Source organism: Chromobacterium sphagni, from assembly GCF_001855575.1.
GTDB lineage: Bacteria > Pseudomonadota > Gammaproteobacteria > Burkholderiales > Chromobacteriaceae > Chromobacterium > Chromobacterium sphagni.
In genome coordinates, this window is the sequence record NZ_MKCS01000001.1 from 2,700,862 (window position 1) to 2,713,959 (window position 13,098).

The following is a 13,098-nucleotide window of genomic DNA, read 5'->3' on the forward strand; positions in this document are numbered from 1 at the left end:
CCGCCATTTTCCAGCTGGATGCCGACACCAGGTTGGCGCCGGCATTCGGGGAAGCCGGGTCACTCAACTCCGAGCGAGAGACGGGGTGATGCCCAGCCGGTAGATCGTGATGGAGCGGTAAGGCTTGCCTGGCCGCAGCACGGTGCTGGGGAAGTGGGCGGCATTGGGCGCGTTGGGAAAGTGCTGGGCCTCCAGGCAAAAGCCGTCAGACTGGCGGTAGGCGCGGCCGGATGCGCCGTGGTAGCGCCCGGTCAGCACGTTGCCGCTGTGCAGTTGCAGGCCGGGCTCGGTAGTGAGCACCTCCAGCTGGCGGCCGCTTTGCTCTTCCTCCACGCGGGCGGCCAGCCGCGGGTAAGGCTCGGGGCCGTTTTCCGACAGCACGTAGCAGTGGTCGTAGCCGCGGCCCAGGCGGATCTGCGGGTCATCGGCGCGGATGCCGGCGGCCAGGGGGCGGGCTTCGCGGAAGTCGAACTCTGTGCCGTCCACGTTGCGGATTTCGCCGGTGGGGATCAGTTCGTCGTTTACCGGCAGGAAGCGGTCGGCCGGGATGGTGAATCGGTGATCCAGCACGCTGCCGCTGCCCTCGCCGGCCAGGTTGAAATAGGCATGGTTGGTGGTGTTGAACACAGTAGGCCTATCGCTGCTAGCCTCATAACTGATGACCAGATCGCCGGGCGCCTTCAACGCATAGGATACGGTAAGAACCAGGCGGCCGGGGAAACCCTGGTCACCATCCGGGCTTTCCAGCCGCAGGCGGACTTCCGGCCGGTCCGGCAGGTCGAGGATGCTCTCGACGCTCCAGAGGCGGCGGTCGAATCCTTCCGGTCCGCCATGGATGGCGTGGCGCCCCTCGTTTCGCTGCAATTGATGGTCCTGGCCATCCAGATGGAAATGGCCATTTTCGATCCGGTTGGCGTAGCGGCCCATGGTGGCGCCAAGCCTGCCGCCGGCGTTGCGATAGTCGTCCAGCGTGGTGTAGCCCAGCACCACCGAAGCGAAGCGGCCTTCGCGGTCAGGGCTGCGCAGCGATTGCAGCGTGGCGCCCCAGGTAAGGATGGCGGCGCTGAAGCCGTTGGCCAGCGTCAGTTCGATGCGCTCTACGGTTTCACCGCCGGGCAAGGTGCCGAAAACCGATCGGGTGATCATTGGATTCCTTCCGTCAGGGGGCTGCGCGCGGCGCGTTGCCGCATCAGTTCGTCGAAGCGTTGCAGAATGGCCGGACGTTCACGGGTGGCGCGTAAAGGGTCGATGGCGAACAGCGCCTGTTCAGGCTCTTGCAGCAGCAGTTTGGCGTGGCTGCGAAAGCGATGGGCGGCATCGTCCGACATCACCCATGCCAGCACGCGGCGCGCTAGCGCCGGTTGCCGGCTGGCGGCCAGCACGCCGTAGACCTCCGCCTCCGCTCCTACGGCATCCAGCGGCAGAGCGATGGACAGAGTCGGGAACTCTTGCTGGCGGCGGCTGGCGGCGATGCGCACGGTGACGCCGATCGCGATGCCGTCCTGTCCGGTTCGGGCGGCGGGCGCCCAGGCGGAGCCGGGATAGTCGCGCACATTGCGGTCTATTTCCGTCATCAGCCGCCAGCCGTCTTCCGTACCGAAACATTGCAATATGGTGCTCAGCGCGAGATAGCCGGCGCCGGAGCGGCGCGGGTCGGGAAACAGGATGCCGTCGGCCAACTGCGGCGCGGCCAGGTCCTGCCAGATTTTTGGCGCATCTGCGCCGCGCGCGCGGAGGCAGCTCGGGTCGGTGATGAAGGCCAGTGAAAAGCCGGTTGGTCGGCAGAAACCGTCGGGGTCGGTGCCGCTGCCCGGCGCAGGTGGCGCGATCCGCTCCGCGATGCCGGGCGACTGCGCGGCGGTGTCGGCCCAGCCCAGTATCAGGTCGCCCTCGACGCCGGCCTGCAAGAGTTCGGTCAGGCTGGCGGTGGACATGCGCCATAGCTCGATGGCGATATCGGGCAACAGGATGCGCAGCGCCTGCAGGTAGTCGGCCAGTTCGTAAGGCTCAAAGGAGCTGTAGGCGATCAGTCTGCCGGCTAGGCCGCTGCCGGTGGCGGCATCAATCCGCACCGCATCCGCCGGCAGTCCGTGAGGGGGGGCAGGATGGCTCATGCGCGCGATGCCTCTGTGACGGTGCCCAGCTCCAGCGCGTTCAGACGCCGCCACAGGGCGGCGGCGGTGAAGTCGTTGATAGCCTCTTGGGCGCCGGCACCCAGCAGCGCCGCTTCCGGCAGCGAGGTGCCGATGCCGAAGGTGTGGATGCCGGCGGCGCTGGCCGCTCGCACGCCAGACAGCGAGTCCTCGAAGGCCAGCGCGCGTTCCGCCCTTCCGCCCAGCCGCTGCAGCCCGGTCAGGTAGGGCAGGGGGTCGGGCTTGCCGCGCGGCAGCTCCTCGCCAATTACCAGCGTGTTGATTCGCTTCGCCAGTCCCAAGCCTTTCAGCATCAACTCGGCGTTGGCGCGGGGCGCGTTGGTCACCACCGCGATGGGCACATGGCGCGTCTCGGCCCACTCGAACAGCTCCAACACGCCTGGCATTGGTTCCAGCTCCACGATGGCGGCGCGGAACAGTTCCTCCTTGTGCTCGGACAAGCGGCGACGGGCGTCTTGCGGCAGCTCGGGAAACAGTTCTAGCATGATTGCGTCGTTTGGCGCGCCCATGATGCGCTGCTTATAGGTTTGCATGGTGATGCTGCGCTGGTAGCCGGCCAGCAATGTCTGGTAGGCGCCGAAATGGAGGATGTCGGTATCCACCAGAGTGCCGTCCAGATCGAACAGCAGGGTGAAGTCGGCTGAATTCATGATGTCCCTTTCAAAAGGTGGCCTTGTGCGGCAGAAGATGGCGCTGGCTTGCGGCCAGGCAGGCGGCTGCCATCAGCAGCGGCAGAGCGGCCAGCATCCCGATCGCATTGATGAGGCCGGCAGACTGGCCGACATAGCCGAGCACGATGGGCACCACCAGCAGGGAAACGCCGACCGCCTGGGTGGAGCCCACTGAGATCAGGCCGACATGGGCCGGCTCCAGCCGGATGGCGTTGCTGATGATCAGCGGGAAGAAGTTGCCCAGGCACATGCCGGCGAGCGCCAGCGCGAAGACGGTGACGACGGCATGGCCGCTGCCCCACAGCGCGAGAATGGCGCAGCAACCAAGCAGAATCACGCTGAACAGCATGTTCCTGCCATCGAATATGGCCAGCAGGCGGCTGGAGACTATGCGGCCGAACACGGTGCCGCCGAAGAATACCGACATCAGGCTGACTGCTTGCGGCGGGTTGAGGCCCAGCCTGATCTGCAGGAACTGCGCGCCCCAGAAGCCTATGCCCCATTCTGCTCCTATGCCCAGCAGCACGGTGAGCCAGCATAGAGCGACGGCCAGCGGGATCGCGGCGGCGCGAGCGGATGGCCGACTGGCGTCGCCGCGGGCGGAAGGGCCGGGCAGCAGCATAACCACCGCCAGGACCAGAGCCGACGCCAGCAGAGCCATGCGCCAGGACAGGCCGTATGCCGCCAGCTGGCCGACCAGCAAGGGGCCGGAAAACACGCCGATGCCGGCGAAGACGAAGGCCTCCACCATCGCCATGTCCCGGTGGCCGGGCTGATGCCAGGCCAGCCCCGCCTGCACGGCGGCTTGCACCACGCCGCCGCTAAGACCCATTGCCGCCGCCGCCGCCAGGGTGCCGGCGAAGTTTGCGGCCTGGGTGATGCTGAGCACCGCCGCCACCATCGCGATGGCGCTGCCGCGCACCAGGAGGTTGATCGGCAGCCGCTTCAGCAACTGGCCGGCCAGCAGCCCGGAAGCCACCAGTCCGGCCGCGTACCATGTGAAGTGCCAGCCGACCCGGATGGTGTCGAAGCCCAACTCCTGGCGCAGGAAGGGCAGCACCGACCCTAGCACCGACTGCTGGAAGCCGAAGACCGCCAGCACCAGATAGAGAAACCAGGTGGGGCCATCGCGGTGGAACGGATGGGACGCAGGACGTTCGGCTTGATCCACAGGCGGTCTCCAATGTCGATTCCGGCCTCAATCCAGCAGCCGATGCAGCTGCGCGTACTGCAGCAGCATGATGGTCTTGCCGTCGGCGATTTCGCCGCTGTCCAACATCGCCAGCGCCTGGGATAACGGCAGCTCCAGCACTTCCACCTCCTCACCCTCGGTCGCGATGCCGCCGCCGTCCGCCACCTTGTCCCGCGGCTGATATTCGCCGACGAAGAAGAACAGCCGTTCGGTGACCGAGCCCGGGCTCATGAAGGCTTCGAATACCTTGCGCACCTTGTCGATGCGGTAGCCGGTCTCCTCCTCGGTTTCCTTGCGGATGCAGGTTTCCGGATCGTCCTGGTCCAGCAGTCCGGCGCAGGTTTCGATCAGCATGCCGTCGTGGCCGTTGACGAAGGCCGGGAAGCGGAATTGCCGGGTGAGGATCACGGTTTGTTGCGCGCGGTTGTACAGCAGGATGGTGGCGCCGTTGCCGCGGTCATAGGTTTCGCGCGAGATCGTCTGCCAGACGCCGTTGCGGAGCTGGTAGTCGAAGGTGGTCTTGCGCAGTACGTACCAGTCGTCGGACAGCACCTCGGTACGATGTATGCGGATGCGGTCGCTGGTGGAAAGTGTGGCGGTCAAATCAGGGCTCCAGGGTTGGTCAGCGGGGGAGGAGATGGGTGGCGTTGGGCGCCACGGTCAGTAGGCGGGCGAGCATGTCCGGGTCGCGCAGTGCCGGGGCGGTCATCACCGCGGTTTCCAGCGCGCGGTCGCAGCCGCAGCGACAGTCGCCGTCGTGGCTGCCGAGGCGTTTCACCGCCTCCTCGACCAGGCGGCGCGCGCTGGCGCCGATTTGCGCCATCCGTTCGGAGACCATCGCGGCGTTCACGGCCTCGTGCGACTGATGCCAGCAATCGAAATCGGTAGGAATGGCCACCAGCGCGTAACAGAGCTCGGCCTCGCGCGCCAGCTTGGCTTCCGGCATGGCGGTCATGCCGATCACGTTGCCGCCCCATTGGCGGTAGAGCATGGATTCGGCGCGGGTGGAGAATTGCGGGCCTTCCATGACGATGTAGGTGCCGCCGTCGCGCGCGGCAACCCCGGCGGCGGCGGCGCTTTCCGCCAGCGCCTGGCGCATGCGGCCGCATACCGGATCGCTGAATGGCACGTGTCCTACCAGGCCCGGGCCGAAGAAGGTCTTGTCGCGCATCAGGGTGCGGTCGATGAACTGGTCGACCAGCACGAAATGGCCGGGTGGCACCTCGGCGCTCAGGCTGCCCACTGCGCTCATCGACAGTATCTGCTTGCAGCCCACGCTGCGCAGGGCCGCGATATTGGCTTTGGCGTTGATGGCCGCGGGCGGAATGGTATGGCCGGGACCGTGGCGCTGCAGGAAGGCTACCGGCACGCCGGCTAGGTAGCCGGTGGTCACCGCGGACGAGGGCTGGCCGAAGGCGGTGTCGCAATGGATGGCTTGCGCGTCGGTGAGGCCCAGCAATTGCTGGAAGCCGCTGCCGCCGATAATGCCTATGCGAGGAATGGTTTTGCCGGATGTGTCAGTCATGGTGCACCCCTTGGGTGGATAAATGGGCCGTCACGGATGGGGAAACCAGCCGTTCGCGCAGCTCGGACAGCGCCGACGGCGCGTTGCCGCGTTGGAAAAACAACCCTTCGCTGGCGTTGTCGCTGTAGCGCGGCTCGTTGATTTTCAGGTGCCTGTCGATGGCGGGCAGGTAGTTCCAGCGCACGCCGGGGTAAAGCGAATGGGCCAGGTGATAGGCGTCGGATGTGGGCGCGATGAAGACTCTCACCAGCCAGCCGGCGATGCCGAAGTAGTCGGTCGGCCTGCCCATCAGGTATTCCAGTTCCAGTCGCTCCTGCGGGAAGCCTTCAATCAGCCAGCGGTGCTCGGTCAGCAGGGAAATCCAGGCGAACACCGGATAGCTGGTCAATAGCGGCAGCCACCAGCCAAAGATCAGACCCTGCCAGCCGCCTATCCCGTACAGCAACAGGCCGATGGCCAGCAAGGTGGCGCAGCGGGCCAGAGCGGTGAGCCGAGAATGGTTGAGCAGGCTGTTGCGGAGCATGGTGGCGACGTTGTTTCTGAAGCCGGCCGGGCTTAGCGGGTAGAACAGGCGCGCGACGAAGGCGTATGGCGACAGCCCGGCCTCGTAGCCGCCGGCGAATACCCGGGCGCGGTTGGGATCGTGCTCGGGATGGTTGGGTTTGCGGTGATGGTCGCCATGGGTCTTGTGGCGGCTATGCATGTCGCGCTTGAACACCGGGAACTGATAGAAGATGTCGCTCAGCCACCATTGCCAGGCGTGGGAGGGGCAGAGGGCGAAGTGGACCGCGTTGTGGCCGAATTCTTGCAAGGCCCGCATCCGGCCGCCGCTCCACAGCACGACAAAGGTCCAGAGCAACGGTGAGTCGGCCAGGGTGGCCAGCATGATAGCGGCCACGATGTCCAACCAGGTCCAGATGAAGGGCAACGGCGCCAGCCAGGCGTCGAGTGGACGGTAGTAGGTTTCGGGATTGTCGCTGATGCGGGGCAGCAGCCGCAGCCGGCGCATCACCGGTTTGCTGTCGCGGTAATATAAGGCCACGATGGCCCGCATCGTCAACGAACACGCTAGCACGGCCAGCAGCGCTTGCAGGTAACTATGGTTCATGGAGAGTCTCCCGCCCCTGCCGGCATGGCCGAGGCTGTGGTCGCGGACAGCGCCGCATGCAATTGCCCAAGGCCGGTGCAGATGGCGGCGCCGCTGCTTTGCAGGCGCGTATGGTCCTGATGGCCGGTGTCCAGCAGCAGCACGCGCCATCCGACCTGGCTGGCCACCTCCCAGTCGTGCAGGGTGTCGCCGACGAACAGCGTGCTGGCGGCGGGGCGCCTCAGCCGCTGTTGCAACTGCCGGGCCTCTTCGAGTTTGCTGTTGGCATGGCTATGATCCAGGCCGACCACGTGTTCGAAGCGGTGGAGCAGGCGTTTGGATTCCAGTGTTTGCAGCAGCACGTCGCGTTGCGAGGCCGATAGCACCGACGCGCCGATGCCGCGGGCATCGGCCCAGTCCAATAGCTCGCTTGCGCCGGCATGGAGTCGGCAATGCCCGACGTGGGCGTCGAAGTGCCCCAGATAGACCGCGACGATCTCGGCGAAGGAGTTGCGCGCGAAGTCGAACCCCAGCCTGGCGTAGAAATCGGCGATGGGGAAGCCGAAGTCGCGGCGGTAGCGCTCGCGGGTAACCGGCGGCACCTGAAAGCGCTCGCAGCAGCGGTTCACCGCGGCGACTGCCAGTTCGATGTCGTCGATCAGCGTGCCGTTCCAGTCGAAAACCAGATGTTCGATGCCGGCGAGATCGGGCAGGGGCGGCGTGGTCATGGATTTCCCCCGGGCAGGGCGGAGTCGAGCAGGATGCGCGAGACGATGGCCGGAGCGTACAGGCGGGCCGGGTCGGTGATCAGGTTGCTGACGCCGATCTGGAGCTCCAGCGCGCCGCGGTGGCGCGCCGACAGCCGTGCGAGACCGGCGCCGTACCAGTGGTGGAAGCGGGTGTGCCAATTGCGCTTGCCCTCGGTTTCCGGGAAGCGCAGGTCCTCGGTCACGGCCATCTGCCAAGCCGGGTCCAGCACCCGGCACAGCTTTTCCTGCAAGTCGTGGAAGGGCAGCGATCCATCCAGCGTCCGCTCCAGGTGGCGATCGATGCATTCCACCTCCAGCGCGCACAGCGTCATGCCCTGGCTGTAGAGCGGATTCATGCTACCCAGCGCATCGCCGGCCACCAGCAGGCCATCCGGCCAGACCGGCAGCCGGTCGTAGTGGCGGCGCTGGCTGCCGGGCATGCGTAACACCGCTACCTCGGACAGTGGTTCCGCCTCGCGTATCACTTGATGGATGTCCGGCACCGGCAGCTTGGCCAGCGCGTGCAGAAAGGCTTCCGGGTCGCGGTCCGGATAGTGGCCGAACCAGCCGCCGGTGGTCACCATCCAGCGGTCGCCCTCTATCGGGCTGATCACGCCCATGGCGCGTTGCCGCGGTGGCGTGGCCAGCACCAGCAGCACTTGCCAGCGGGAGGCGAACTCCGGTCGGCGGCGATAGATGCGGGAGGCGTAGCCGAGGTCGGTTTTGACCACGCTTTTCTCCACGCTCCCGAGGCCGGCCGCTTCCAGCCAGCCCGGCGTCCTGGTGCCGCGTCCGCTGGCATCCACCACCAGGTCCGCAGCCAGCCGGCGCTCGCCATCGTCCTGCCGCAGCATGACGCCGGATACCGTCGGCACGCCGTCACGCCGGCTGATGCACAATTTTTCCACGTGGGTGCGCGCCAGCACGGTCACCCGCGGCAGCAGCGCGATGCGGCGGCGCAACTGGTTGTCGATCAGGCGGCGGCTGCAATAGTGGGCATGGATGCCGCTGCGATAGCGGTTTTTCCACAGGCCGGCCTGATACCATTTGACGTCATGCCCCAGGTCGGCGATCTGTGCGCCGGCCAGCTCCAGCTCGCGCAGAAAACCGGGGAATATGTCTTCCATGATTTCTTTTCCGCGCTGCAGCAGCAGATGGACATGGTGTTCCTGCGGCACGCTCTGGCGCGGGCCGGTCTCGTCGTGGAAGTCGCCCTTTTCCACCACGGTCACCTGTTCAAAGCGTTTGGCCAGCACCGCGGCGGCCAGGCAGCCGGCGACGCTGCCGCCGATCACCACGGCGTGGCCGCCGCTAAAGCGGGGTGTAGTCATTCAGTGTCCTCGCGATGTAGTCCAGGTCGTCTTCGCTCAGGTCCGGATGCAGCGGCACCGTGGTTAGCGAGCGCAACAAGCTGGCCGCGTTCGGGCAGTCGCGCCGGTAGCGCGCGAGCATCGGCAGCTGGAACAGCGGCTGGTTGTCGTACTTGCCGATGTCGGAAGGAATGCCGCGTTCCATCTGGTAGCGCACCAGTTGGCGGCCATCGTGCGCCACGGCTTGCAGCATCAGGGCGTAGCCGTTGGCTTCGCCCTGATCGGGGATCGGCAATTCGCGGAAAGCCGGATTATCCAGCGCCGCCAGCAGCCGTCGGCGATTGCGAAGCCGCGCGGCGAGGTGGGTTTCCAGTTGCCGCGAACGCGCCAGGCCCAGCGCGGCCTGCAAGCCTCCAAGCTTGAGGTTGATGCCTACGGTCTCGCCGCTCAGATTGCCGAAACGGGTATAGGCGCGAATACGCTCCGCCCGCTTACGGTCGCGCGTCATCACGAAGCCGCCTTCGCCGGTGGACATGAATTTGCAGTCATGGGTGCTGAAACAGCAGATGTCGCCGATGCGCGCCAGCCAGGAACCGTTCAGCCGGGTCAGGTGGCAGTGCGCCAGGTCCTGAATCAGCGGTATGCCGCGTCTGCGCAGCAGCTCCCAGCTGAGGTCGGAGCGGACCGGGTAGCCCCACATCGGCACTTCTATCACCGCGCAAGTGCGCGGGCCGATGCAGCGCAGCAGATCGTCATGGTCCAGACCGAAGCTGTCGGGCGCCACATCGCAGAATACGGGGACCAGGCCCAGCGCCAGGATGGGCAGCACGGTGCAGATCGGACAGGTCGGCGCCAGTATCACTTCGTCGCCGGTCGCGAAGTCCAGGCCGGCCAGCGCGGCATTCACCGACGCGGCGCCAGACGATACGGCGATCACGTGCGGGATGTCGTACAGCCGCGCCAGCGCCGCTTCGTATTCGGCCACGATGTCCGAGGTGCCGGTCAGCCCGCTGCGCAGCGCGCGGGCCAGTTCCGGCAGATCGTCCGCGGTGTCGTGCGCGCAGGTTTCCGCGATAGCGCGGCGCGCAAGCGTGGAAGTGCTCATCGGTCTGCTCCTTGAATAACCGCATCCCAAACCGCCTGTTCGTCGAACAGGCGCTCCAGCATGCGCCGGAAGTTTGGGAACATGCGCAATTCGTCCAACTGATGCCGGGCGAAAAAGCCGGCTTCGGCAGCCTCCCGCTGCGGCGGGCAGCCGCGCGCCATACTGGCGCACAGATAGATCAAATCCAGGTGGTAGTGAGGTTCGCGCGGATCCGCTATGTATTCGCACAGCACCTGGTAGGGCCGGTGCAGCACGCTGACATCGGCCTCGGTATCGGCGAGCGCGAGGTCTCGCTCGCCCAGGAGCGCCGCCTGGATGCCGGTTTCCTCGCGCACTTCGCGCAGCGCGGTTTCGTCCGGCGTTTCGTGACGCTCGACGTGGCCGCCCGGATAGAGCCAGACCCCCAGCTTGCGGTGATGGATCAACAACACTTCGCGGTGCGGATTCAGCACGAAGGCCGAGGCCGTGAAGTGTTTGTCCAGGCTGGCGCGGCTGGAATCGATGCTGATCATGGCGCCTCGTAAAGGTTGATACAACTGGCCATGTAATCCAGGTCCTGCTCGCTGATCGCGGGATGAACCGGGATGGTGGTCATGCCGGCGAGCAGCGCTTCCGCATGGGGGCAGTCGAGCCGGTATTGCTTGAGCGCCGGAAATTGGTAAAGCGCCTTGCAGCCGTAGCGCTTGATGTCGGACGGAATGCCGCGCTCGTCCAGATAGTCGATGAAGGCGCGGTTGTCGGCGAAGCCCAGTGCCAGATTCAGGAAATAGTAGTTGGGGTTGCCGCCGGCTATGATCTGTTTCTCGTGTACCTTGGGATGGCGCAGCCCCTGCAGTAAGCGGCGCGCGTTGGAGCGGCGACGGTCAATCTGTTCTGTCAGCGTGGCCAGCCGGCTGTGTCCCAACGCAGCCGGCAGAGCGGCCAGCTTGTAGTTGAGGCCAAAATCGACGCCGTTGAGGTTGCCGAAACGGCTGTAGTCGCGGCAGCGTTTAGCCAGTTCCGGGTCGTCGGTCAGGATGAAGCCGCCTTCGCCGGTTGCTAGCGGCTTGCGCTCATGCGTGCTGAAGCAGGACAGGTGTCCGTAATGGGACAGCGGCTTGCCGTGCAGGGTGGTGCCGTGCGAATGGGCCAGGTCTAGGATCAGGCGCACACCGGCCTGCTCCGCCTGTTGCTTGAGCTGGTCGACCTCCGTCGGATAGCCCCACATCGGAATGTCTATGATGGCGCGGGCACGGGCGCCGATGCGCTCGCGCACCGATGCCGGGTCCGCGCCGAAGCCGTGGCGGCGGGTGTCTACGAATACCGGATTGGCGCCGGCGGCGATGATGGGGTAGACGGTGCACAAGGGACTGCTGGGCGTCAGCAGCACGTCGTCTCCCGGCCGCACGCCGGCGGCATATAAGGCGACGCTCAAGGCGGCGCCGCCGGAAGACACAGCGACGGCATCCCGGGAGTCGAACCAGGCTGCCAGCGCCTGTTCGTAAGCCGCCACGGTGTCGCTGGTGCCGGACAAGGCGCCGCGCAGCGCCTGTTCCAGCGCGCCCAGATCATCCGGGTAGCTGGGGCGGTATTTGTCGGAAATGACGCGGCTGGCTGCCGGCGCTGTGAGGGTGGTATCGGTCATGGTTGCGGGCTCCTGGCGGGCTTGGCGGTGTGCGGGTTGGTCACAGCGACAGCGATTCGATTCCGGTGCGGATCTTGCTCTGGATATTCTGTTTGCCTTGGGCCGCGGCATCGTTGGCGCAGATTTCCTCGATGACGTGGTATGTCGGCAGCAGGCTGGCGAAGTCCGCTTCGTAGCGTTGCGGTTTGCGCATGGCCTCGAAGAACTGGTGCAATTCGCCGTGATAGCCGCTGCGTTCATAGCCTGAGTCCAGCGGTCCGGGCTGCCAGGCGCCGCGCCAGCGTTTGGCCGCGCCGGTGGGACGGGTGGCGTGTTCCGGTTCGTGCAGGGTGATGTTCCACAGATTGTCCAGTTCCACCAGCGTGGAACTGCTGCTGACAAGCTTCATGTCGAATTCGAAGTAGGGAAAAGTGGTGCCGGCCAGCAGGCTGGCGGTGGCGCCGGAGGAGAAGGCCATTTCCACCTTGACGATCAGCGCGTCGTCGTGGCGCTGCACGCTGGATTGCACTTTTTGCAGTTCGCCCTTGCCGAAGGTAACCGCCAGGTCGATGGTATGGATGGCCTGGGCTAGAAGAAAAGAGCGCAGCGTGGAGTCCAGTCCCCACAGCGGCGCGCGCGGCTTGTTGGCGTAGTGGTTGAGCTGGATGTGCAGGATGTCGCCGAATTCTTCCGCTTTGGTCATTTCGCGCAGTTGGCTGACCGGGCGGGCAAACTTGAAGTTCATGCCCACCCCGGCGACCACCTTGCTGTGGCGCGCCGCGTCTATCAATGTTTCCAGCTCCTCCAGCGTCGCGCACGGCGGCTTTTCCACGAAGACATGCACGCCCTTGCGCATGGCGAGCAAGCCCATTTCGTAATGCAGCTGCGGCGGACCGGCCATGATCACCGCATCCAGCTGCATCGTGTCCAGCATGGCCGGGACATTGTCGAACACCGGTGTGTCCGAGAGATAGCGGCGGATCTGCAAGGCGCGATCCAGATTGCTGTCGCAGGCTGCGGTGATTCGCAAGTCCTGCATCTGCAGCAGTGAGGGGAGCAGGTTTTCCTGCATTTGCGCGCCGATGCCGACGAGGCCAACTTTGATCAAGCTCATCGTGTTTCTCCATATGCTGTGCCGCGTCGAGTGGCATCGCCGCAAGGCGAATGGCGACAATGGTTTGACGGCAGTTCTTACTCAAAATTTGTCAATACTTGTTACCAATTGACAACGGATTGCAAAGGGAAAGCTATACCTTGGCGATGATCAATTCAATTTGAATGTATTTTAAATAATTTGTTGACAATGGTCTTTTGCGTGAAGCGCAACACCAGAAGCAGGGCCTGAAAGGCGGTATGGCCTTGGAGAAAGAGGCTGGAGGCATGCGATTTGTCGGCTTTGAGTATGTTCTCATGCGTATAAATGACATCGGAACACTGACAAATCAGACAGGTATGAACGTGTACGGCGAGGTAGGAAACCGAGAAACGAGGCAGTGATTACAGTGGCAATGCCCGGAAAGTACGGCTTTGCCGGGTGAGGCCATTTTAGATACAGCAGAAAATGGCGGCGGAGATCGTTGATCGGCACTGCCCCATAGTACTGTTTTCACCATGGTAAGTTTGTGGTTATGCAATCGACGTTCGCATGGTCTGCAGTATGAAAAAACGCCGCCGGACTTGGCCGGACGGCGTTGCTGCGGCGA

At 65.0% G+C, this 13,098-nt stretch carries 13 protein-coding genes; all 13 read right to left on the reverse strand.

Going from position 1 to position 13,098, the window contains the following annotated elements; genetic code table 11:
- Positions 1-63: 63 nt before the first annotated feature.
- The 13 genes from BI347_RS12745 to BI347_RS12805 are packed head-to-tail and all read right to left on the reverse strand — an operon-like array spanning position 64 to position 12,509.
- Positions 64-1,146, reverse strand: a complete 1,083-nt coding sequence (locus tag BI347_RS12745; RefSeq protein ID WP_071116005.1) for an aldose epimerase family protein — start codon at positions 1,144-1,146, stop codon at positions 64-66.
- Positions 1,143-2,114 (reverse strand): ABC transporter substrate-binding protein, encoded by a 972-nt coding sequence (locus BI347_RS12750; protein ID WP_071116006.1) that lies wholly within the window; start codon positions 2,112-2,114, stop codon positions 1,143-1,145. The genes BI347_RS12745 and BI347_RS12750 overlap by 4 nt, the downstream gene beginning before the upstream one ends.
- Positions 2,111-2,803, reverse strand: coding sequence for an HAD family hydrolase (locus BI347_RS12755; protein WP_071116007.1), 693 nt, complete (start codon positions 2,801-2,803; stop codon positions 2,111-2,113). Before BI347_RS12755 ends, BI347_RS12750 begins: the two co-directional genes overlap by 4 nt.
- A gap of 10 nt (positions 2,804-2,813) precedes the next feature.
- Positions 2,814-3,995, reverse strand: coding sequence for an MFS transporter (locus BI347_RS12760; protein WP_071116008.1), 1,182 nt, complete (start codon positions 3,993-3,995; stop codon positions 2,814-2,816).
- Positions 3,996-4,022: 27 nt separating this feature from the next.
- A complete protein-coding gene (nudK, locus tag BI347_RS12765) occupies positions 4,023-4,619 on the reverse strand; it encodes a GDP-mannose pyrophosphatase NudK (RefSeq protein ID WP_071114809.1) in 597 nt (198 codons plus the stop codon).
- A gap of 19 nt (positions 4,620-4,638) precedes the next feature.
- Entirely contained in the window at positions 4,639-5,541 is a 903-nt protein-coding gene (gene mtnP, locus BI347_RS12770) for an S-methyl-5'-thioadenosine phosphorylase (protein WP_071114810.1), read from the reverse strand.
- Positions 5,534-6,649: a fatty acid desaturase family protein gene (locus BI347_RS12775; protein ID WP_071114811.1), complete on the reverse strand. Its 1,116-nt coding sequence runs from the start codon at positions 6,647-6,649 to the stop codon at positions 5,534-5,536. Before BI347_RS12775 ends, mtnP begins: the two co-directional genes overlap by 8 nt.
- Positions 6,646-7,356, reverse strand: coding sequence for an HAD family hydrolase (locus BI347_RS12780; RefSeq protein WP_071114812.1), 711 nt, complete (start codon positions 7,354-7,356; stop codon positions 6,646-6,648). Before BI347_RS12780 ends, BI347_RS12775 begins: the two co-directional genes overlap by 4 nt.
- Positions 7,353-8,708, reverse strand: coding sequence for an NAD(P)/FAD-dependent oxidoreductase (locus tag BI347_RS12785; protein ID WP_071116009.1), 1,356 nt, complete (start codon positions 8,706-8,708; stop codon positions 7,353-7,355). The genes BI347_RS12780 and BI347_RS12785 overlap by 4 nt, the downstream gene beginning before the upstream one ends.
- Positions 8,689-9,792, reverse strand: a complete 1,104-nt coding sequence (locus tag BI347_RS12790; protein ID WP_071114814.1) for a DegT/DnrJ/EryC1/StrS family aminotransferase — start codon at positions 9,790-9,792, stop codon at positions 8,689-8,691. The genes BI347_RS12785 and BI347_RS12790 overlap by 20 nt, the downstream gene beginning before the upstream one ends.
- Positions 9,789-10,304, reverse strand: a complete 516-nt coding sequence (locus BI347_RS12795) for an NUDIX hydrolase (RefSeq protein WP_071114815.1) — start codon at positions 10,302-10,304, stop codon at positions 9,789-9,791. The genes BI347_RS12790 and BI347_RS12795 overlap by 4 nt, the downstream gene beginning before the upstream one ends.
- On the reverse strand, positions 10,301-11,416 hold the full coding sequence (locus BI347_RS12800; protein WP_071116010.1) for a DegT/DnrJ/EryC1/StrS family aminotransferase: 1,116 nt from the start codon (positions 11,414-11,416) through the stop codon (positions 10,301-10,303). The genes BI347_RS12795 and BI347_RS12800 overlap by 4 nt, the downstream gene beginning before the upstream one ends.
- Positions 11,417-11,456: 40 nt before the next feature.
- A complete protein-coding gene (locus tag BI347_RS12805; RefSeq protein WP_071114817.1) occupies positions 11,457-12,509 on the reverse strand; it encodes a Gfo/Idh/MocA family protein in 1,053 nt (350 codons plus the stop codon).
- Positions 12,510-13,098: the final 589 nt, after the last annotated feature.